Source organism: Pseudomonas sp. MD330_10 (assembly GCF_042610415.1).
Taxonomy (GTDB): Bacteria; Pseudomonadota; Gammaproteobacteria; order Pseudomonadales; family Pseudomonadaceae; genus Aquipseudomonas; species Aquipseudomonas rhodesiae.
In genome coordinates this window covers 58,759-78,298 of the sequence record NZ_JBHGZU010000014.1, presented here as the reverse complement: position 1 = coordinate 78,298, position 19,540 = coordinate 58,759, and the positions used below count along the sequence as shown (strand labels likewise).

Annotated in this window: 21 protein-coding genes and 4 tRNA genes; 16 read left to right on the top strand and 9 right to left on the bottom strand. The window is 58.8% G+C overall.

The window, feature by feature from the left end; translation table 11 throughout:
- Nucleotides 1–198 precede the first annotated feature (198 nt).
- The 7 genes from ACFZPT_RS20070 to ACFZPT_RS20040 all read left to right on the top strand — a co-directional run bounded on the left by ACFZPT_RS20070 (nt 199) and on the right by ACFZPT_RS20040 (nt 4,851).
- Entirely contained in the window at nt 199–756 is a 558-nt protein-coding gene (locus tag ACFZPT_RS20070) for a CvpA family protein (protein ID WP_034099153.1), read from the top strand.
- A gap of 41 nt (nt 757–797) precedes the next feature.
- A complete protein-coding gene (gene purF / locus ACFZPT_RS20065) occupies nt 798–2,303 on the top strand; it encodes an amidophosphoribosyltransferase (RefSeq protein WP_034099151.1) in 1,506 nt (501 codons plus the stop codon).
- 65 nt (nt 2,304–2,368) lie between these two features.
- A complete protein-coding gene (locus ACFZPT_RS20060) occupies nt 2,369–3,580 on the top strand; it encodes an O-succinylhomoserine sulfhydrylase (protein ID WP_034099149.1) in 1,212 nt (403 codons plus the stop codon).
- Nucleotides 3,581–3,591: 11 nt separating this feature from the next.
- Entirely contained in the window at nt 3,592–4,356 is a 765-nt protein-coding gene (locus ACFZPT_RS20055; protein WP_034099148.1) for an SDR family oxidoreductase, read from the top strand.
- 107 nt (nt 4,357–4,463) lie between these two features.
- Nucleotides 4,464–4,539 (top strand) — tRNA-Val (locus tag ACFZPT_RS20050).
- Between the two features lie 55 nt (nt 4,540–4,594).
- Nucleotides 4,595–4,671 (top strand) — tRNA-Asp (locus tag ACFZPT_RS20045).
- A gap of 103 nt (nt 4,672–4,774) precedes the next feature.
- A tRNA-Asp gene (locus ACFZPT_RS20040) sits at nt 4,775–4,851 on the top strand.
- A 155-nt stretch (nt 4,852–5,006) separates the two neighbouring features.
- On the opposite strand, the gene ACFZPT_RS20035 is transcribed toward ACFZPT_RS20040, so the two are convergent.
- Nucleotides 5,007–6,290, bottom strand: a complete 1,284-nt coding sequence (locus tag ACFZPT_RS20035; protein ID WP_034099147.1) for an FAD-binding oxidoreductase — start codon at nt 6,288–6,290, stop codon at nt 5,007–5,009.
- Nucleotides 6,291–6,474: 184 nt separating this feature from the next.
- On the opposite strand from ACFZPT_RS20035, the gene ACFZPT_RS20030 reads away from it, so the two are divergent.
- The 7 genes from ACFZPT_RS20030 (at nt 6,475) to ACFZPT_RS20000 (ending at nt 11,960) form a co-directional block, all read left to right on the top strand.
- Nucleotides 6,475–6,551: transfer RNA gene (locus ACFZPT_RS20030), tRNA-Val, on the top strand.
- 158 nt (nt 6,552–6,709) lie between these two features.
- Nucleotides 6,710–7,135, top strand: a complete 426-nt coding sequence (locus tag ACFZPT_RS20025; protein ID WP_034099146.1) for a hypothetical protein — start codon at nt 6,710–6,712, stop codon at nt 7,133–7,135.
- A gap of 122 nt (nt 7,136–7,257) precedes the next feature.
- Nucleotides 7,258–8,871 (top strand): histidine kinase famiy protein, encoded by a 1,614-nt coding sequence (locus ACFZPT_RS20020; protein WP_034099144.1) that lies wholly within the window; start codon nt 7,258–7,260, stop codon nt 8,869–8,871.
- A gap of 254 nt (nt 8,872–9,125) precedes the next feature.
- The gene (locus ACFZPT_RS20015) at nt 9,126–9,842 is read left to right on the top strand and encodes a DUF969 domain-containing protein (RefSeq protein WP_034099143.1); all 717 of its coding nucleotides are present in this window, start codon (nt 9,126–9,128) and stop codon (nt 9,840–9,842) included.
- A complete protein-coding gene (locus ACFZPT_RS20010) occupies nt 9,839–10,789 on the top strand; it encodes a DUF979 domain-containing protein (RefSeq protein ID WP_034099141.1) in 951 nt (316 codons plus the stop codon). The genes ACFZPT_RS20015 and ACFZPT_RS20010 overlap by 4 nt, the downstream gene beginning before the upstream one ends.
- Nucleotides 10,790–10,796: 7 nt before the next feature.
- Nucleotides 10,797–11,426 carry a pyroglutamyl-peptidase I gene (pcp, locus tag ACFZPT_RS20005; RefSeq protein WP_034099139.1) on the top strand — a complete coding sequence of 210 codons (630 nt, stop codon included), beginning with the start codon at nt 10,797–10,799 and terminating at the stop codon, nt 11,424–11,426.
- A gap of 75 nt (nt 11,427–11,501) precedes the next feature.
- Complete coding sequence (locus ACFZPT_RS20000; RefSeq protein ID WP_034114424.1) at nt 11,502–11,960, top strand: anti-virulence regulator CigR family protein; 459 nt, start codon at nt 11,502–11,504, stop codon at nt 11,958–11,960.
- On the opposite strand, the gene ACFZPT_RS19995 is transcribed toward ACFZPT_RS20000, so the two are convergent.
- From ACFZPT_RS19995 to ACFZPT_RS19985, 3 genes are read right to left on the bottom strand one after another with little or no spacing between them, the layout of a single operon-like run.
- The gene (locus ACFZPT_RS19995; protein ID WP_034114422.1) at nt 11,961–13,364 is read right to left on the bottom strand and encodes a heavy metal sensor histidine kinase; all 1,404 of its coding nucleotides are present in this window, start codon (nt 13,362–13,364) and stop codon (nt 11,961–11,963) included.
- Nucleotides 13,361–14,032 (bottom strand): heavy metal response regulator transcription factor, encoded by a 672-nt coding sequence (locus ACFZPT_RS19990; protein WP_034099134.1) that lies wholly within the window; start codon nt 14,030–14,032, stop codon nt 13,361–13,363. Before ACFZPT_RS19990 ends, ACFZPT_RS19995 begins: the two co-directional genes overlap by 4 nt.
- Nucleotides 14,033–14,074: 42 nt before the next feature.
- On the bottom strand, nt 14,075–14,326 hold the full coding sequence (locus tag ACFZPT_RS19985; RefSeq protein ID WP_034099132.1) for a DUF2790 domain-containing protein: 252 nt from the start codon (nt 14,324–14,326) through the stop codon (nt 14,075–14,077).
- Nucleotides 14,327–14,526: 200 nt separating this feature from the next.
- Between ACFZPT_RS19985 and ACFZPT_RS19980 the strand changes: the two genes are divergently transcribed.
- A complete protein-coding gene (locus ACFZPT_RS19980) occupies nt 14,527–15,204 on the top strand; it encodes an HAD-IA family hydrolase (RefSeq protein WP_034099131.1) in 678 nt (225 codons plus the stop codon).
- Nucleotides 15,205–15,223: 19 nt separating this feature from the next.
- Here the strand turns inward: ACFZPT_RS19980 and ACFZPT_RS19975 are convergent, their stop codons facing one another.
- Together ACFZPT_RS19975 and csrA are read right to left on the bottom strand one after the other, a co-directional pair.
- On the bottom strand, nt 15,224–15,520 hold the full coding sequence (locus ACFZPT_RS19975) for a hypothetical protein (protein WP_034099130.1): 297 nt from the start codon (nt 15,518–15,520) through the stop codon (nt 15,224–15,226).
- Nucleotides 15,521–16,071: 551 nt separating this feature from the next.
- Complete coding sequence (csrA, locus tag ACFZPT_RS19970; protein ID WP_003192511.1) at nt 16,072–16,266, bottom strand: carbon storage regulator CsrA; 195 nt, start codon at nt 16,264–16,266, stop codon at nt 16,072–16,074.
- 262 nt (nt 16,267–16,528) lie between these two features.
- Between csrA and ACFZPT_RS19965 the strand changes: the two genes are divergently transcribed.
- Complete coding sequence (locus tag ACFZPT_RS19965) at nt 16,529–16,894, top strand: SPOR domain-containing protein (RefSeq protein ID WP_034099847.1); 366 nt, start codon at nt 16,529–16,531, stop codon at nt 16,892–16,894.
- Nucleotides 16,895–16,926: 32 nt separating this feature from the next.
- Here ACFZPT_RS19965 and ACFZPT_RS19960 read toward each other — a convergent pair whose 3' ends face one another.
- The 3 genes from ACFZPT_RS19960 to ACFZPT_RS19950 form a co-directional block, all read right to left on the bottom strand.
- Nucleotides 16,927–17,616 (bottom strand): endonuclease, encoded by a 690-nt coding sequence (locus tag ACFZPT_RS19960; RefSeq protein ID WP_034099128.1) that lies wholly within the window; start codon nt 17,614–17,616, stop codon nt 16,927–16,929.
- A gap of 4 nt (nt 17,617–17,620) precedes the next feature.
- The gene (locus ACFZPT_RS19955; protein WP_169869002.1) at nt 17,621–17,872 is read right to left on the bottom strand and encodes a DUF1654 domain-containing protein; all 252 of its coding nucleotides are present in this window, start codon (nt 17,870–17,872) and stop codon (nt 17,621–17,623) included.
- A 167-nt stretch (nt 17,873–18,039) separates the two neighbouring features.
- Nucleotides 18,040–19,128: an asparaginase gene (locus ACFZPT_RS19950; RefSeq protein WP_034099126.1), complete on the bottom strand. Its 1,089-nt coding sequence runs from the start codon at nt 19,126–19,128 to the stop codon at nt 18,040–18,042.
- Nucleotides 19,129–19,540: the final 412 nt, after the last annotated feature.

Sequence of the window (19,540 nt, the reverse complement as noted above, 5' to 3'; positions counted from 1 at the left end):
TGAGTGTGGGAGGGGGGAATCTGATGGCGGTGTAGCAGTCGACGAATGACTGGCCCGCTATCGGAGGCAAGCCTCCTCCCACATTGGTTTGTCATGGGCGTCGCAAACCATTGATTTGCTAAGCAGCTGCAATCACCGCTTACCGACAGCCTGACGCTCTGCTAAAATGCGCCGCCTTATCCGTCCGTAGGCTCAAACGTGCCATTTACCTGGGTTGATTGGGCGATTGTCGCAATCGTCGCCATCTCCGCTTTGATCAGTCTCAGCCGCGGCTTCGTCAAAGAAGCCCTGTCGTTGCTGACCTGGATCATCGCAGGAGTCGTAGCCTGGATGTTCGGTGGTTCACTGTCGGTTTACCTGGCCGGTTACATCGAGACACCTTCGGCTCGCGTCATCGCGGGCTGCGCCATCATGTTCATCGCCACGCTGCTGGTGGGGGCAATGGTCAATTATCTTATTGGCGAGTTGATACGCGTCACCGGCCTCTCCGGGACCGATCGATTTCTCGGCATGGCCTTCGGCGCCGCGCGTGGTGCGTTGCTGGTGGTCGTGGCGGTCGGGCTGTTGAGCCTGGGGCCGGTACAGCAGGATGCATGGTGGCAGGAGTCGGTACTCGTGCCAAAATTTCTATTGGTTGCAGATTGGTCCAAGAACCTCATATTGGGGTGGAGCAGTCAGTGGCTGGCCAGCGGCATCAGCGTACCCGCTGATATGCCGTTCAAGGAGCACCTCTTACCGGCCAAAACGCCTCAGTAAGCGGTACTCAGTCAAGATCCATTAAGTAGGGGTTGCGTCGCATGTGTGGCATCGTCGGTATCGTCGGTAAGTCGAACGTCAATCAGGCGCTGTATGACGCGCTAACCGTCCTCCAGCACCGCGGCCAGGATGCTGCCGGTATTGTGACCAGCCACGACGGCCGGTTGTTCCTGCGCAAGGATAATGGCCTGGTACGTGACGTGTTTCATCAGCGTCACATGCAGCGGCTGGTCGGACACATGGGCATTGGCCATGTGCGCTACCCGACTGCCGGCAGCTCCACTTCGGCCGAAGCCCAACCGTTTTACGTCAACTCGCCTTACGGCATCACCCTGGCGCACAACGGTAACCTCACCAACGTTGAGCAACTGGCCAAGGAGATTTACGAATCTGACTTGCGCCACGTCAACACCAGCTCCGATTCGGAAGTGCTGCTCAACGTGTTCGCTCACGAGTTGGCTCAGCGCGGCAAGCTGCAACCCACCGAAGAGGACGTGTTTGCCGCGGTCACCGATGTGCATAACCGTTGCGTAGGTGGCTATGCGGTAGTGGCCATGGTGACTGGCTACGGCATCGTCGGTTTCCGCGACCCCCATGGCATCCGCCCGATCGTGTTCGGCCAGCGTCACACCGACGAAGGCGTCGAGTACATGATCGCCTCGGAAAGCGTATCCCTGGACGTGTTGGGCTTCACCCTGATTCGCGACCTCGCGCCGGGTGAAGCGGTGTACATCACCGAAGATGGCAAGCTGCACACCCGTCAGTGCGCCGTGGCGCCGAAACTCACGCCGTGCATCTTCGAACACGTCTACCTGGCGCGTCCGGATTCGATCATCGACGGTGTGTCGGTGTACAAGGCGCGCCTGCGCATGGGTGAGAAACTGGCCGAGAAAATCCTGCGCGAGCGTCCCGAGCACGATATCGACGTGGTGATCCCGATTCCGGACACCAGTCGTACCGCTGCGCTGGAACTGGCTAACCACCTGGGCGTCAAGTTCCGCGAAGGGTTCGTCAAGAACCGCTACATCGGCCGTACTTTCATCATGCCGGGTCAGGCAGCACGCAAGAAGTCGGTGCGTCAGAAGCTCAACGCCATCGAGCTGGAGTTCCGCGGCAAGAACGTGATGCTGGTGGACGACTCCATCGTGCGCGGCACCACCTGCAAGCAGATCATCCAGATGGCCCGCGAAGCCGGGGCGAAGAACGTGTACTTCTGTTCCGCCGCACCCGCCGTGCGCTATCCGAACGTGTACGGTATCGACATGCCGAGCGCCCATGAGCTGATCGCCCATAACCGCACGACCCAGGACGTGGCTGATCTGATCGGCGCCGATTGGCTGATCTATCAGGACCTACCGGACCTTATCGAAGCGGTCGGTGGCGGCAAGATCAAGATCGACCAGTTCGATTGCGCCGTGTTCGACGGCAAGTACGTGACCGGGGACGTCGACGAGGCGTACCTGGACAAGATCGAGCAGGCGCGTAACGACTCGTCGAAGATCAAGACCCAGGCGGTCAGTGCGATCATCGATCTGTACAACAACTGAGTAGACACCGGCCCTGAGGGGCCGGTTTTGTATCTTAAATACCGTATTGAGTAAGGAGTGGCAGCATGAGTCAGGAATGGGATGCCGGTCGGCTGGACAGCGACCTCGATGGCGTAGCTTTCGATACCCTGGCTGTGCGCGCCGGCCAGCATCGCACGCCGGAAGGTGAGCACGGCGATCCGATGTTCTTCACCTCCAGCTATGTGTTTCGTACCGCTGGCGATGCCGCTGCGCGCTTTGCCGGTGAAGTGCCGGGCAATGTGTACTCGCGCTACACCAACCCTACCGTACGCGCATTCGAAGAGCGCATTGCGGCCCTGGAAGGCGCCGAGCAGGCGGTAGCCACCGCGACCGGCATGGCAGCCATCATGGCGGTGGTGATGAGCTTGTGCAGCGCCGGCGACCATGTGCTGGTGTCACGTAGCGTGTTTGGCTCGACCATCAGCCTGTTCGAAAAATACTTCAAGCGCTTCGGCGTCGAAGTGGACTACGTGCCTTTGGCGGACCTGTCCGGCTGGGACGCGGCCATCAAGGCCAACACCAAATTGTTGTTCGTCGAGTCGCCGTCCAACCCGTTGGCCGAGCTGGTGGACATTGCCGCCCTGGCCGAAGTGGCGCATGCCAAAGGTGCAATGCTGGTGGTCGATAACTGCTTCTGCACGCCAGCCTTGCAGCAGCCGCTGAAGCTGGGTGCGGACGTTGTGGTGCATTCGGCGACCAAGTTCATCGACGGCCAGGGTCGTTGCATGGGCGGTGTAGTGGCTGGTCGCGGCGAACAGATGAAGGAAGTGGTGGGCTTTTTGCGCACCGCCGGCCCGACCCTGAGCCCGTTCAACGCCTGGATCTTCCTCAAGGGCCTGGAGACCCTCAGCCTGCGCATGAAGGCCCACTGTGCCAACGCTCAGGCTTTGGCCGAGTGGCTGGAGCAGCAGGACGGCATCGAGAAGGTTCACTACGCGGGCCTCAAGAGCCATCCGCAGCACGAGTTGGCCCAGCGCCAGCAGCGTGGTTTCGGCGCTGTAGTGAGTTTTGAGGTCAAGGGCGGCAAGGACGGCGCCTGGCGCTTTATCGACGCGACTCGTTTGATCTCCATCACCGCCAACCTGGGTGACAGCAAAACCACCATTACCCATCCGAGCACTACGTCCCACGGACGCTTGGCACCGCAGGAGCGGGAAGCGGCCGGTATCCGTGACAGCCTGATCCGCATCGCGGTCGGCCTGGAAGACGTGGCCGACCTGCAGGCCGACCTGGCTCGCGGGCTGGCGGTCTTGTGATCGAGTGGGCCATGGAAGCCGCGGTAGCCAGTAACGGCCGTGTTGCGCTGGTGACTGGCGCGGCGCGGGGCATTGGCCTGGGTATCGCGGCGTGGTTGATCAGTGAGGGTTGGCAAGTTGTGCTGACGGACCTTGATCGTGAGCGCGGTGCCAAGGTGTCCAAGGTGTTGGGCGATAACGCCTGGTTTATCAGCATGGACGTGGCTGACGAGAAACAGGTCGCCCAAGGGGTTGCCGAAGTGCTCGGGCAGTTCGGGCGCCTGGACGCCCTGGTGTGCAATGCAGCGGTTGCCGATCCGCATAACATTACGCTGGAAAGCCTGGATCTGGCGTACTGGAATCGTGTGCTGGCGGTTAACCTCAGTGGACCGATGTTGCTGGCCAAGCATTGTGCGCCCTACCTGCGTGCCCACGGTGGCGCAATCGTCAATCTGGCCTCGACCCGTGCGCGGCAATCGGAGCCGGACTGTGAAGCCTATGCGGCGAGCAAGGGCGGGCTGCTGGCGCTGACCCACGCGCTGGCTATCAGCTTGGGGCCGGAAGTGCGGGTCAATGCCGTCAGCCCTGGCTGGATCGATGCGCGTGATCCTGCGGTGCGGCGCGCCGAGCCGTTGAGTGACGCCGACCATGCTCAGCATCCGGCCGGCCGGGTCGGCACGGTGGAGGATGTGGCGGCGATGGTGGCGTGGTTGCTGTCGCGTCAGGCCGGGTTTGTTACCGGGCAAGAGTTCGTCGTGGACGGTGGCATGAGCAAGAGGATGATTTACAGCGAGTAGGGCGCAGGGCTGTCTTGAAGCAATTTTGTCTTTTTCGGAAAAACTTCAAGCGGGCTATTGACTTAGGTCTGCTACCTGCGTAAATTTCGCGGCCTCAACGAAGCAAAGGGTGATTAGCTCAGCTGGGAGAGCATCTGCCTTACAAGCAGAGGGTCGGCGGTTCGATCCCGTCATCACCCACCACTTCTTGAGAGTTTTGCCTTCGGGCAGGACGCAACGTTAAAGGTTGCACCGACGCGCAGCGGTAGTTCAGTCGGTTAGAATACCGGCCTGTCACGCCGGGGGTCGCGGGTTCGAGTCCCGTCCGCTGCGCCATATTTTCCAGGTCTGATACATCGGGCCTGAGATTGAACAGCCAAGGTTGATCAGTCAGACGTTTAATGACGGTAGAGATGTTGCTCTGCCGGTCAAGCGATACGCAGCGGTAGTTCAGTCGGTTAGAATACCGGCCTGTCACGCCGGGGGTCGCGGGTTCGAGTCCCGTCCGCTGCGCCATATCTGCGTCAAGGCCCACTGAACGCCTTGAAGCACAAAGCAAGCTAAAAGCTGTTTTGATCCGATAGCAAAAACCCTGGTCGAAAGACCGGGGTTTTTTGTTTGTGCGATTTGGAACGAATGCTGGAGCCGGCGAACCGGCTCCAACGACCTATTCAGAAACCCAGCTTGTCCCGCAGCCCGTAATACCAGGCCCCCATTGCCGCAAACGGCGTACGCAACAGTTGCCCGCCTGGGAACGGGTAGTGCGGTAGGTCGGCGAATGCGTCAAAACGCTCCGCCTGGCCTCTCAAAGCCTCCGCCAGTACCTTTCCTGCCAAGTGCGTGTACGTCACGCCATGGCCGCTGCAGCCTTGGGAATAGTAGATGTTGTCGCCCAGGCGCCCGACTTGCGGCAAGCGCGACAGCGTCAGCAGGAAGTTGCCCGTCCAGGCGTAGTCGATCTTCACGTCCTTGAGTTGTGGGAAGGCCTTGAGCATTTTCGGTCGGATGATCGCCTCGATGTTGGCTGGATCACGCGCGCCGTACACCACGCCACCACCGAAGATCAGGCGTTTATCGCTGGTCAGGCGATAGTAGTCGAGCAAGTAATTGCAATCTTCGACGCAGTAATCCTGCGGCAGCAGCGACTTGGCCAGCTCATCGCCCAGCGGCGCAGTGGTGATGACTTGGGTGCCGCACGGCATCGATTTCGCCGCCAACTCCGGCACCAGGTTGCCCAGATAGGCATTGCCCGCGACTATGATGAACTTGGCTCTGACCTTGCCTTCGGCCGTATGCACCACCGGATTCGCGCCACGCTCAATGCGCACCGCCGCCGATTGCTCGTAGATCGTGCCACCCAGGGATTCCACGGCGGCGGCTTCGCCCAATGCCAGGTTGAGCGGATGAATATGGCCGCCGCTCATGTCCAGCAAACCCCCTACGTAGTTCTCGCAGCCCACCACCTCGCGGATACGGCGCTCGTCCAGCAGCTCCAGTTGTGTATGGCCGTAGCGTTCCCACAAACGCTTTTGCGACTCTAGGTGGGCCATGTGCTTACTGTTGAGCGCGGCGAAAACTCCACCGTCTTTCAAGTCGCACTGAATCTGATACTTGGCCACTCGTTCGCGAATGATCCTGCCACCTTCGAACGCCATTTGCCCCAGCAACTGCGCCTGCTTGGGCCCAACGCTGCGCTCGATCACGTCAATATCGCGGCTGTAGCTGTTGACGATCTGTCCACCATTGCGGCCCGAGGCGCCGAAACCCACTTTCGCGGCCTCCAGTACCGTCACGCGAAAGCCGTGCTCCAGCAGGAACAGCGCGCTGGACAGGCCGGTGTAGCCGGCGCCGATTACGCACACATCGGTTTCGACCTCGCCTTGCAGCACTGGGCGAGGGGGAACGGCGTTGGCGGAAGCGGCGTAATACGACTGGGGGTAGGGGGTGTTCGCCATCCTGGAACCTCTGTTTTATATTTTTTACGAGTGCGTCGATCCTACCTGAGTTGAAAATCGGCTGCCAGCCATGCAAAAACTGCGAGTGATGTGGCCCTCGATAAAAAATTCGCATATTCATAGGGTTAGCTACGAAAAAGATGTTGACACACCTTCGGAATTCCGTAGAATGCCGCCTCACAGCAGGCACGTAGCTCAGTTGGTTAGAGCACCACCTTGACATGGTGGGGGTCGTTGGTTCGAGTCCAATCGCGCCTACCAAACAAAATCCGCTCTGCTGGGCGGTCTAGAAGGGCTCACCGAAAGGTGGGCCCTTTTTTGTTGTCTCGAATTTACTGCAATGTAGACGGATAGCGAGACTAAAGTCCCCTGTAAACAAGCCGATAAAGTGAGCACTTTCTCGTTATAGGACATTCGACATGCTTATCAATGCTGGCAATTCGAGCACGGTAGTCGTCCCGCAGACCACGTCTATCACCAGCGAAACGACTAAGGACGAAAACACTGGGCCTTTGACCATTCGTATGGATCCAAAAGCTAAGGGGGCTGCTGCCGCAAACGGCGCGGACCAGGCCTCATCCGGCCCGCAGGAGTCCGATCAGGTCAAACAGTTGAAAAAACAGATCGAACAATTGCAAAAGCAGCTTCAGCAGGCGCAGCAGACGTTGCAGAGAGCCCAGTCCAGCAAACAAAGTGAAGAGGCCAAGGCCGTGGCTGTCGCCGCAGCTCAAACACAAGTTATGACCATCAGCGCGGCATTGCAGACCGTTACCGCAGCGCTTTTGCAGGCCGTCATGGCCGAGAGCGGCAGTGGGAAGGGCTCAATGGTCAGCACGACGGCGTGATCTGATCGTGAAGAGTTGGTGTAGCAAAGGAGCCACGGGGCGCCAAACTATTTTTTGACTCCGGTTGTCTATGAGGCAGGAAGTCCGTTTTCTCCTCTATCAAGCCGACAGGATTTAGCCCCGTGACTCATCAACCAAAAGATCTCCACACCCGCGTGGATAACTCTGAAACCGGTGATATCACATCGGCAGGTAAGAACATTTTCTTTGCTGCCGTCGGCACCACGCGTATGCCCATGATCGTCACCGATCCCAATCGCGAAGATAACCCGATCATATTTGCCAACCAGGCTTTCCTGGATATGACCGGTTACAGCGCCGACGAAATCTACGGGCGCAATTGCCGCTTTCTGCAGGGGCCGGACACCGACCCCGAGGTGGTGGGCCAGATCAAGCAATCTATCAGTGAAGAAGAAGACATCTCGGTCGAGTTGCTTAACTACCGCAAGGACGGCTCAACGTTCTGGAACGCCTTGTTCATTTCGCCGGTATACAACGAATCCAATCAGTTGATGTACTTCTTCGCCTCGCAGCTGGACGTCAGTCGCCGCCGCGATGCCGAGGACGCGCTGCGTCAGGCGCAGAAAATGGAAGCCCTGGGCCAGCTCACCGGCGGTATTGCTCACGACTTCAACAACCTGCTGCAGGTCATCGGCGGCTATGTCGAGATGGTCGACCGCGCCGTGCGCAAGCCTGTGCTGGACGAAGATCGTGTGATTCGCAGCCTGAGTATGACCAAAGGGGCGGTGGAGAAAGCGTCTACGCTGACGCAGCAGTTGCTGGCGTTTTCCCGCAAGCAAAAGCTGCAGGGGCGTGTGATCAACCTCAATCATTTCGTCGAGCTGGCCAGACGCTCCGCTGAGCGTGTGATGGGTGACAACATCGATTTTCGCACCGACCTGCAAACCGACCTGTGGAACTGCCGAATCGACCCGACCCAGGCCGAGCTGGCCATCCTCAATATCGTGATCAATGCGCGCGATGCCCTGGTGGAGCGTGAGCAGCCAGCCTTAGCCATCGAGACCCGCAATATCCGAGTGCGCGAACTCAGCTCCATGTCCTACGACGGGCTGATGCCGGGACGCTATGTCAGCATGGCCTTGACGGACAATGGCTGTGGGATGCCCGACAGTATTCTTACGCGGGTTATGGACCCGTTTTTCACTACCAAGGATGAAGGCAAGGGCACTGGCTTGGGCTTGTCGATGGTCTACGGTTTTGCCAAGCAATCCGGCGGTGCGGTGCGGATTTATTCAGAGGAGGGCCTTGGCACCACGGTGCGCTTGTATTTTCCAGCGGATGAGGCCGGCATCTCGGCCCATGAAGAGCCCAAGGTATCGGAAGCCCGCAGCGGTTCGGAACGTATCCTGATCGTCGAGGACCGCCCTGATGTGGCCGAGCTGGCGCGCATGGTGCTGGAGGACTACGGCTATCACACCACCATCGCCTACGGCGCTGCCGAGGCATTGGACGTGCTGGCCAGGGAAGAACATTACGACTTGCTGTTCTCCGACGTGATCATGCCCGGCGGCATGAATGGCGTGATGCTGGCGCGGGAGGTCTGCCAGTTGTACCCCGACATGAAAATCCTGCTGACCACTGGCTACGCGGAAAACGCCATTGAACGCACCGACCTGGGCGGCGCGGAGTTCGAGGTGATCTCCAAACCGTGCTTGCCCAATGTGTTGGCCAAGAAGGTCAGGTACGTGCTCGATGGCCCCAACGGCGTGAGCTGAGCCTTGCGTAGGGGGCGTCGCCGACGACGCGCCCCCATCCCCTCCGATACCCACAAAATTTATTGGATCGCAGCAACAATTTTTCTTGTTGGACACCTCCCGCCTCCAGGCAGCAAAGTTGCCGCCACTGACGCTCGACCTTCCGGGTCAACAATAAAAAACCGAGCCGACTGCACGCCATCTCTTGCTGTGAACCCTTTGTTCACATCCTGCTGTAATGGCGCCGCAGCGCGCATTTAAAGGACCTCCCCGTCATGCAAACTGTTGTGAATCTATGGCCGTTGATCGGCGTACTTGTCATCGTGGTTGGCTTTATCTTGCGCTTCAATCCGCTGCTGGTGGTCACAGGTGCTGCGATCGCCACCGGGCTTGCTGCTCATTTTCCCCTGGAAAAAATCCTCGCCTCCATGGGGGATGGCTTCCTTCAGACCCGTGCCCTACAGCTGATTCTATTGTTACCGTTGGCGGTCATCGGACTGCTGGAGCGTCATGGGTTGCGTTTGCATGCGCAGAACTGGATCGCACGGTTCCAGCGCGCCACGGTCGGGCGCTTGTTGATCATCTATCTGTTCGTACGCGAATCCACTGCGGCCATGGGCCTGACCAGCCTGGGCGGGCATCCGCAGATGGTGCGGCCGCTGCTGGCGCCGATGGCTGAAGGTGCGGCGGAAAAGCGCTACGGCAAACTGCCGGACAAAGTGCGCCACAAAGTCCTAGCCATGTGTGCGGCCACGGACAACGTTGGGCTGTTCTTCGGTGAAGACATCTTCGTGGCGTTCGGCGCCATCGCGCTGATGCACACGTTCCTGCTGGGCTCGGGGATTGATGTGGAGCCGCTGCACATTGCGGTATGGGGCATTCCCACGGCGATCTGTGCATTTATCGTGCATGGGATCCGGCTGCACCGCTTCGACCGACGGCTCACCCGCGAGCTTACGCCCAGCGTGAAGGCTGTGGAGGCGGCGCAATGATTATTTCGATTCAATACCTGTACTGGCTGGCCGGGGTGCTGCTGTTGATTACGGCAGGCATGATTGTGCTGGATCGCAGCCACCCCAAGCGTTGGTCCAGCGCGCTCTTTTGGCTGCTGTTCGCGATTCCGTTTCTGGTGGGTGAGCGTCTGCCCTCGGTGGTGATCGGCGCCGGCGTAGTGGTAATGGCATTGATCGCCGGTTTCGGCGGTGTGGGGCGTGGCTCCCATGCTGAACTGCATGACAAGGCCACCCGCGCCAGCGCTGGTCGCCTGGGGCATAAGTTGTTTATTCCCGCGTTGGCTATTCCCCTGACCACGGTGATCGGTTCGGTCTTGCTCAAGCACACCGAAATCGGCGGCGTGCCGTTGCTGGATCCGAAAAACACTACCTTTGTGTCCCTCGGTATCGGCTGTCTGATCGCCCTCGGCCTGGCCTGTTGGCTAACCCGCGATACTCCGGTGCAAGCCTTGCGCGAGTCGCGTCGCCTGACCGAAGCCCTTGGCTGGGCCATGGTTTTGCCGCAGATGCTGGCCATGCTCGGCCTGTTGTTTAACGAGGCTGGGGTGGGCACGGCGGTCGCCCATGTCACCACTACCTACATCAACCTGGATTTCAAGTTGGTGGCGGTGATGGTCTATGTGCTGGGGATGGCGTTGTTCACAGTGATCATGGGCAACGGTTTCGCGGCGTTCCCGGTGATGACCGGCGGCGTCGGTGTACCGGTGCTGGTGGGGATCTACGGCGGCAACCCAGCGGTCATGGCTGCCATCGGTATGTTCTCCGGCTACTGCGGTACGCTGATGACCCCGATGGCCGCCAACTTCAATATCGTCCCGGCGGCCTTGCTGGAACTGCCGGACAAGAACGCGGTGATCAAAGCGCAATTGCCGACCGCCCTGATGATGCTGGTAGTCAATATCGTCCTGCTTTACCTGTTGATGTGAGGCCACTATGCACACTGTGTTGCTAACGGGGTTTGAGCCCTTCGATCAAGACCCGGTGAACCCGTCCTGGGAAGCCGTGCGCCAGTTGGATGGCCTGCAACTGCGCGACGACGTGCGGATCGTTGCGCGGCGGCTGCCCTGTGCCTTTGCCACGGCCCCGGAATGCCTGCTGCAAATGATCAACGAACTGCGCCCGGCGATGGTTATCGCCACGGGGCTGGGGCCTGGGCGTAGCGATATTTCCATCGAAAGGGTGGCGATCAATCTCAACGATGCGCGTATCGCCGATAACCTCGGGGCGCAGCCGATCGACACGGCGGTTGTAACGGATGGCCCGGCGGCGTACTTCACCACGCTGCCGATCAAGGCGATGGTGCGGGCGGTGCGCGAGGCTGGGGTAGCCGCTTCGGTGTCCCATACAGCGGGTACGTTCGTGTGCAACCAGGTGTTCTATCGCCTGCAGCATGCGCTCGCCGGCTCCGGTGTGCGCAGCGGCTTTATTCATGTGCCGCGCTTGCCAGGGGGCAGCGAGCCGTCCATGGCGTTGACGACCCTGATCGAAGGACTGCGCGTCGCGGTGACGGCAGCCTGGCAGACCTCGGTGGATGTGGTGGAGGCGGGCGGTCAGGTAAGTTGATCGGGCGCTGCTTTCAATGCGTCGCGGTGTAATTTCAACTACAGTTGAAGGACGTTTCTGCCCTGGAAAATCGCCATGATCAAGTGCTCGAAATATGCGTCTGTTGCGCTAATGCTTGCGTTGTCTGCCGGGAGTGCTCTGGCGTTGGCCGATCCTGGCAACGGCCATGGGAATGGCAAGGGCGGCGGTAACGGCAAAGGCAATAACCCTGGCGGTCAGAACTACGACAAACCCAAAGGCAAAGGTGCCTCGGGCAGTCATGGGCCCAACGTGGATCGCAGCGGCGTATTGAATGTGCTGGGCGGTTATCGGAACTATTGGAGCCCCGGCCCGGCCTTGCCGCCGGGGATCCAGAAGAACCTGGCACGCGGCAAACCGCTGCCGCCGGGTATCGCGAAAAAACTCGATGGCCGTTTGCTGGGTCAGTTGCCACATTACGATGGCTACGAATGGCAGCAGGCGGGCACTGACTTGATCCTGGTGGCCATTGCTTCGGGCATCATCTACGAAGTACTCAATGGGGCGTTCAACTGATCAGTCCGCTTCACGCCCGGGGAACAACAGCTCGAAACAGGTGACACCGTTCTGGCTGCTGACGCTGTAGCGGCCATTGTGCAACTGCATGATGGTCGCCACGATCGACAGGCCCAACCCGTTGGAGTGAGCCGAACGTTCCCGCGACTCATCCACTCGATAAAAACGCTCGAACAGACGCGGCAGGTGTTCGGCCGCAATCGTCTCCCCCTGATTGCTCACCCGCAGGATGAGGCCCTCAACCGCGGGCATCGCCTCGATACGCAGCTCTGAATGCGCGGCGCCGTACTTGATCGCATTAGCGCACAGGTTCGCCAGGGCGCGCCGCAGTAGCATGGGCTCGGCCCAGATTTCCCCTTGGCCAGCGGTGAGAATGCGCATCCCCCGATCACTTGCCAGCCCCTCGAAGTACTCCGCGATGCGTTCCACTTCATCTGCGGCGCTGAGTGCCTGGCGTTGGCGCAGGGCGCTGGCCGGGTCAGTGCGTGCGAGGAACAGCATATTGTCGAGCATGCGCGCCAGCCGTTCGAGTTCTTCGACATTCGAAGCCAAAAGTTGCTGGTAGCTATCGACGCTGCGCTGTTGATGCAGGGCAACCTGGGTTTCCCCCAACAAGTTGTTGATAGGCGTGCGTAGTTCATGGGCCATGTCGGTCGACACCTGGCTCAATTGCGCAAAACCCTTGGCCAGGCGTTCGAGCATGGTGTTGAAGGCATTAATCATCGGCAGCAGTTCTTTCGGTGCGCCCCGGCTGTCGAGACGTTCGGCCAGGTTGCCGACGCCGATCCCTTGGGCATGCTGCGCCAACCGTCGCAACGGCAGCAGGCCTCGATGCACCAGTACATAGCCGGCTAGCGCCAGGGCCAGTGCGGCGATACCTGCCAGGATATACACACTCAATCGATAACTGGCGAGCATGGCGGTACGTTCGGTCATCAAGCGTCCGCTGGTAACTTGCAGGTTGCCCAGGTCGCCGGAGTCGATAGACGCGGCAAGGGCGGCCAAAGGAACACCGTTGACACCGGGCAGGTGCTGCACATCGGCAAGGTCCAGGACATGGCCTTTGGGCACCGGTGTGACCGCCGGCAAGTCGATATTTCCTGGATTCACCAGCAGCAATGGCTGTTGCCCGGGAGCTGCAATACTCAGCACCGACTCGCGGTTGCCCAGCATGTTCTGGAACAATTCCGGTTTGTTCCTGATCAGCTCCAGGGTGTTGCTGTCGTTGAGCAGGTTGCGCAGTTGATCGACCCGCGAGATCAACGCGGCGTCGTCGCGGCGGATCAGCTCGCGCTCCAGTTCCCGGTACAGCGCCACGCCGAGGGTGGCCAGCAGAGCAAAGGCGAGCAGGGCGAACACCAGCGCCAGTCGCAGGGTCAGCGAATAATGTCGGCGAGGCGTCATGGCTGGGTGTCGAAGCGGTAGCCGATGCCGCGCACGCTATGGATCAGCTTGAGCTGGAACGGGTCGTCGATCTTCAGGCGCAAGCGGCGCACGGCTACATCCACCACATTGGTGTCGCTGTCGAAGTTCATGTCCCATACCCGCGACGCGATCAGCGAGCGTGACAATACCTGGCCCTGGTGCGTGGCAAACAGGTGCAGCAGGGCAAATTCCTTGTTGGTCAGGGTAATGCGTGTGCCGGCGCGGGTGACGCGGCGTTTGAGCACTTCAATGTGCAAGTCGGCGATGTGCAGTTGGTCTTCTTCACGGGTTGGGCCGCGACGGGTCAGGGTGCGTAGGCGGGCTACCAGTTCGGCGAAGGAAAAGGGTTTGATCAGGTAATCGTCCGCACCCAGCTCCAGGCCCTTGATGCGGTCGGCGATATCGTCACGGGCGGTAAGAAAAAGCACTGGTGTGTCGGCTTCTTTGCGCAGGCGGCGCAGTACTTGCCAGCCGTCCATCTTCGGCATCATCACATCCAGCACGATCACATCGAACGGCGTTTCCAGGGCTTGGTGCAGGCCGTCCACGCCGTCGCGGGCGAGGCTCACGGAGTAGCCCAGCTCCTGAAGGCCATTGAGCAGGTAATTGCCGGCCTTGGGTTCGTCTTCTACAACAAGGATATTCATGGAAAAGGCTCGGATTCGGTACGTCGCGCCAGTGTAATCCGATCAATTGTCATTGGGGCATCCGATAGCCTGGACCTGATAGTCCAGCACATGTTCGCGACCTTGGTGGTCAAGATAGCGCAATTGCGCCGGGACAATGCCGCATTGGTTGCCAGTGTCGCTGCTCGACAGCACTTTGGCGACGTCCAGATGTACATAGGCGCCAGTCGCGTCATGGATTACGCCGGTGTTGTCGGCGGCGAATACGGAGCCGGTGGCAAGCAGTGTGGCGACGCCGAGGATCAACAGTTTCATCACGTTCTTACTCCGAAGGGTGGCTGCCAGGCTCTGGCAGTAAGTTCACGGTAAACAGCCGCCCCTAACAGCCCGCCAACAGAATGATGACAAGTTCGTAATGAAACCCCTGGCTCAGGCGTGGTGGCGTTTACAGCCATCGGGTAGCCCCGTAGATTGCAGCGGTCGATCATGCGTTACCGCCCACGAGGAAGCCCCCAGTGTCCATCCGTGCTTCAGCTGTATTTGCCCGTTCTTACCGTGCTTTCCTGTTTGATATGGACGGTACCCTGCTCAACTCCATCGCCGCCGCCGAGCGTGTGTGGAGCCGCTGGGCCGAACGTCACGGTCTGGATGTGGCGGCGTTTTTAACCACCATCCATGGCGCCCGCGCCATCGATACCATCACGCGCCAGGGGTTACCCGGCGTCGACCCGCACGCTGAAGCGCAATGGATCACCGAAGCTGAAATCAACGATGTGCATGGCGTGGTTGCGATTTCCGGTGCTGCGGCGTTTCTCGACAGCCTGCCTGCCGATCAGTGGGCGTTGGTGACGTCGGCGCCCAGGGAACTGGCAATGCGCCGGCTGCAAGCGGCGGGCATTGCGCCGCCGACGGTGATGGTGACGGCAGAAGATGTCGCCATCGGTAAGCCGAATCCGGCCTGTTATGTGCTGGGCGCCCAGCGTTTGGGCGTTTCGGTGCAGGAGTGTCTGGTGTTTGAGGATGCGTCGGTGGGCATTCGCGCAGGTGAGGCGGCGGGCGCGGATGTGATGGTGGTGACTACGACCCACCTCAAGCCGTTGGCGACACAACACCCAACCATTGGTGGGTATGAGCGGCTGCAGGTGCGGCGGAATGCCGAGGGCTGGTTGACCTTGCACAACGAGGCGGGTTGATACAAGAAAGCCAAGACCTTTACGGGTCTTGGCTTTCTTGCCACGCAATCGCGTTGGGCGGCGCATGCATGCGTTCGCTCCTCATGCCGCGTCGTGACACCACCATTTCGCGAAGAATCTCGTTAGCCAGTCGTGCAATCGCTTCGGCGCCGCGATAGTGCGCGCGTACGATCCCGGTGATTGCGAAATGATCTGTCTCCGGGCCGCTGAGCACCACGGACAAGGTGCCGTCAGCGTGTAGCGTGCAGGCAACCGAATAACTGGGTAAGCGAGCTGCAAGGGCGGATTCGATTTCTGATCGGCTGAGGGTATCCATCGATTTCAGGCCTTCAACTAACGGGTAAACACACCAAGCATAGGCCGCGATGCGACACTGTAAATACCGGCAATCTGCTAGCTGATACGTGACTATGGGCGTGACGTTTTTCCAGGGCTGCGCTGACAGAATCTGCGGTGTACGACCTTTTGTATAGGCTTGAGGCAGAACATAAACAGGTAACCGCATAGCAGTAGCGTCAGGTCCAGCACCGAATGCTGATCGGTGGGAGCGCTGCCTGCAATTTCAAACCTGATTACAAATTCCAGGCCGATAAAAGCCAGCCCTATCAGCAAGGCGATCAGCCAGGATCTGGAAAAGCGCGGCGATGCGGTATCAGACCTCATGTACGTGCTCCCGAGTGCACATGGAGGAAGTCAGTCAGGAGTTTCGGCTGTAAATGACGTAACAAGTTCCGGTCCCGAAGATTGTTTCATCTTGTCGCGTGGACCGACTTGCTGGCGATACTGGCCACGTCCGAAACGCAGGCCGTTGGGAAGAGTTTTCGCCAGCCGTTACCGTGCACGAAAGGGCTGGCTACTGAGGGCGTTTCAAGGCGTCTGGTTTTTGTCCGGAGCAGTCAGGCCAGCCTGGATACGTTGATAGATCTCTTCGCGATGCACGGCAACGTCTTTCGGTGCGTTGATGCCGATTCGTACTTGCTGGCCGCTGACGCCCAGGATGGTGATCGTGATGTCATCACCGATGTTTATGCTTTCACCAACTTTGCGGGTGAGTATAAGCATGGACTTCTCCTTGATTACTTTTAAGGACACATGTTTCAGACAGGGCAGGTGTCGGATGTGTATAGCTTACTGCTAAGCGCTTCCCTGTGACTGCCTCTTTAGGACGCATAGAGGCAACATTAATTCCCATGGGCGCATCATACAGGTCTGCGATACATCATTCGCATTGTTTAATCCAACGTTTATGACGGCCAGAATAGACAGTGGATGATAAAGTCGCCTCTTTAATCCTTAAAGGAGCAGGGCAGTGCGTAAAGTAGTGATGGCAATGATGGTGTTGGCGCTGGCCGGCTGTGGCGAAGGCAAGCCCGTCGATACCCCCAAGGCCAAGCCTGCCGTGAGCGAAAGCCAACCACAGACCGGCGCGATTGCTGTGCAGGAGTGGGATGTACGGGTAGGTCCACCGGACCACAAGCTGCAGGCGATCACTGACCTCACCGCCTGGTTGCTGGAACATGGTTTCAATTTTTATATCGTGAAAGTGGACGGCAAGGACGAAGTGCTTCTAGGGCCGTTCGCAACCAAGGAGGAAGCAGAAGCCAAGCAGGCACTGCTCACTGAAAAACTCGCGCGGGCCAAGAAGAACGACACCGAGTCCCAAGTCATCGAGCACAAGGCCGCCCAGTAACGGGCCGATTGGGCGGGGGCTCCCGCCCATGTTCAACCGCATGCTTTGAGGTTCACCGGGCCGACAAACTCATTACCGCGCCCCATCACGCAAGCCACGGTCTGGTTGCGTTGGCGCTCCCAGGCCTGTACGGGGTAGGTCTTGTTCCAGGCTTCATACAATTGGCGATCCTGTTTCGACAAGCGCAAACCGTACTGCTTGCTCATGTAGAAATAGGTACGCGCGATCATTCCGCGAATCGATGGGCGCGGCATGACCTTCTTGGCCTTGAAGTCCACCTGTGTCAGGCATGAACCGTATTGCCCACTCTGTACCGGCAGCCAACCAAAGCTGAAGTTGTTACGGTCGCCGTTTACTTCGCCAATGCTAGGCACCAGGTTGTGCAAATCCGCTTCGGCGCGCTTGAACACATCATCATGGCGCGTGCAGTTCTTGCGACCGCCGTTCTGCCAGCACTGGCGCTGATGGCCTATCTGCCATGCCGGCACTATATGTTCCCATTCAATTCGCGCGGCGCGGTTGGCGTTTTTGCGTGGAATGTACCCGCAGGCTTTCAGGTCCACGCGATTGCCGGTGTACTTGCAGCCGCAATAGAACTCGGTGGATTGCGGGGCGTAGAGCTTCCAGGCAATTTTCTTGGCTTCGCTGAAAGTGCGCGGCGCTTGGGCATGGGCGGAAATGGCAAAAAACAGGCAACAGACAGCAATAAAACGGGCACTCATTGACTCAATCTTCCTTCGGCACAACCCAGAAAATCTGTACGCCGCCGTCGTCGCGGTAGGCGAGGGTGACATTATCGTTTTCAGCGATTTCCTCGAGCAGGCGCTGCCATTGCTCTTCAGGCTCATCCGGCAGGCGGAAGATGAGGGCGGCCTTGGCTTTCTGAGCCTGGGTCGAGTTAATGATCTTTTGCACACGAACGGCCAGGCGTTCATAGGCATCAGGTGCTGTCGGCAGTGCTGCAGAAGATTTTGCCACGGAATATTCCTTATTTAGCTGTACGTGCATACAGTATTTAACTGTAGGCAATTTCGCAACTGCTTAAATTTCTGGAAGTTCTTCTGTCAGCAATTCGGGATGTTTGATGGGGGGAGGGGAGGAGGGGCTGTAGGAGCGAATTCGCTCCTACAGAAGATGTTTAGAAATCAATATTCCCAGAACATCCGTTGCAGCTCCTTGCTGTCCTGGGTCTTGGTCAGGGCGACCATTGCCAGAATCCGCGCTTTCTGTGGGTTCAAGTCCAGGGCTGCGACCCAGTCGTACTTGTCGTCAGGCTGTTCGGCGTTACGCAGCACCATGCCACCCGCGTTGACGTGGGAAGAACGAATGATCTGCACGCCTTGCTTGCGCAGGTCCACCAGAGTCGGCACAACTTTGGAAGACACCGAGCCGTTACCGGTACCGGCATGGATGATGGCTTTCGCGCCAGCTTGGGCCAGGGCCTTGTAAGCAGTGTCGCTCACGTTGCCGTAGCCGTAGGCAATTTCCACATCGGGCAGGCTCTTGATGGTTTTGATGTCGAACTCGGAGTCCATGGTGTGGCGCTTGGCCGGCAGGCGGAACCAGTAGGACTTGCCTTCAACCACCATACCCAGGGGACCCCATGGGCTCTTGAAGGCTTCGGTCTTGATGTTGATCATCTTGCTGACGTCACGACCGGACTGGATTTCGTCGTTCATGGTCACCAGTACGCCTTTGCCGCGTGCATCTTTGCTGCCGGCCACGGCCACTGCGTTATACAGGTTGAGCATGCCGTCCGCCGACATGGCGGTGCCTGGGCGCATCGAGCCGACCACTACGATAGGCTTGTCGGTTTTCTCTACCAGGTTCAGGAAGTAGGCGGTTTCTTCCAGGGTGTCGGTACCGTGGGTGATCACGATGCCATCCACGTCTTTGCTGTCGGCCAGCTCCGCAACGCGGCGACCCAGTTGCAGCAGGTTCTCGTTGTTGATGCTTTCGGACGCAATTTGCATCACTTGTTCGCCGCGCACATTGGCGATCTGACTAAGCTCAGGAACACCGGCGATCAATTGCTCGATACCGACCTTGGCCGCCTGATAGGTGGCGCTGTTAGCGGCACTGGCGCCGGCGCCGGCAATGGTGCCGCCGGTGGCGAGAATCACCACGTTGGACAGTTTGGTCTTGGCTTCAACTTCTTTTGCCTGGGCGGCAACGGGGAACAGCAGCAGGAGGGCTAAGGCGCCCGGAACAAAGTTCTTCAGTGCGGATTTCATTATTTTTCTCTCTGATTTTTTGATGAGTGCTGTAGCAGGTTCATCCAGAACACTCGGGCGATGCTAAATGCCGCGAGGTGCTGGGTAAGAGCAGGATCTGTACCAGCCTTATGGCCTGTGTATTTTTAAATTAACTTATTGATTAAAAAGGAATTTGTAGAAGTTTTTAGTGTGGGCGACGAGCTTATTGTCCGGCTTTCCGAACAACTGCCTGGGTTGGCGTTCGGTAGCCCGAAAACACTGACGGAAAAATCCGCAGTGATCAGACATGAGCTGTCGTTTCGGAGATCTGTAAGGGGAGGCGATGTTTAGAAGCAGCAGCGCATGTTGCCAAGCTTTCGTATTAGCGGAGCATCAAAGACGCATACCCCCGTTGACAAATTTCGACAAGGTTCTCATAGTTTGAATAACG

Coding starts and splice junctions, on each gene's coding strand:
- purF (WP_034099151.1), top strand. CDS start 798: ATGTGTGGCATCGTCGGTATCGTCGGTAAGTCGAACGTCAATCAGGCG.
- ACFZPT_RS20060 (WP_034099149.1), top strand. CDS start 2,369: ATGAGTCAGGAATGGGATGCCGGTCGGCTGGACAGCGACCTCGATGGC.
- ACFZPT_RS20055 (WP_034099148.1), top strand. CDS start 3,592: ATGGAAGCCGCGGTAGCCAGTAACGGCCGTGTTGCGCTGGTGACTGGC.
- ACFZPT_RS20035 (WP_034099147.1), bottom strand. CDS start 6,290: ATGGCGAACACCCCCTACCCCCAGTCGTATTACGCCGCTTCCGCCAAC.
- ACFZPT_RS20025 (WP_034099146.1), top strand. CDS start 6,710: ATGCTTATCAATGCTGGCAATTCGAGCACGGTAGTCGTCCCGCAGACC.
- ACFZPT_RS20015 (WP_034099143.1), top strand. CDS start 9,126: ATGCAAACTGTTGTGAATCTATGGCCGTTGATCGGCGTACTTGTCATC.
- ACFZPT_RS20010 (WP_034099141.1), top strand. CDS start 9,839: ATGATTATTTCGATTCAATACCTGTACTGGCTGGCCGGGGTGCTGCTG.
- pcp (WP_034099139.1), top strand. CDS start 10,797: ATGCACACTGTGTTGCTAACGGGGTTTGAGCCCTTCGATCAAGACCCG.
- ACFZPT_RS20000 (WP_034114424.1), top strand. CDS start 11,502: ATGATCAAGTGCTCGAAATATGCGTCTGTTGCGCTAATGCTTGCGTTG.
- ACFZPT_RS19995 (WP_034114422.1), bottom strand. CDS start 13,364: ATGACGCCTCGCCGACATTATTCGCTGACCCTGCGACTGGCGCTGGTG.
- ACFZPT_RS19990 (WP_034099134.1), bottom strand. CDS start 14,032: ATGAATATCCTTGTTGTAGAAGACGAACCCAAGGCCGGCAATTACCTG.
- ACFZPT_RS19985 (WP_034099132.1), bottom strand. CDS start 14,326: ATGAAACTGTTGATCCTCGGCGTCGCCACACTGCTTGCCACCGGCTCC.
- ACFZPT_RS19975 (WP_034099130.1), bottom strand. CDS start 15,520: ATGGATACCCTCAGCCGATCAGAAATCGAATCCGCCCTTGCAGCTCGC.
- csrA (WP_003192511.1), bottom strand. CDS start 16,266: ATGCTTATACTCACCCGCAAAGTTGGTGAAAGCATAAACATCGGTGAT.
- ACFZPT_RS19965 (WP_034099847.1), top strand. CDS start 16,529: ATGGCAATGATGGTGTTGGCGCTGGCCGGCTGTGGCGAAGGCAAGCCC.
- ACFZPT_RS19960 (WP_034099128.1), bottom strand. CDS start 17,616: ATGAGTGCCCGTTTTATTGCTGTCTGTTGCCTGTTTTTTGCCATTTCC.
- ACFZPT_RS19950 (WP_034099126.1), bottom strand. CDS start 19,128: ATGAAATCCGCACTGAAGAACTTTGTTCCGGGCGCCTTAGCCCTCCTG.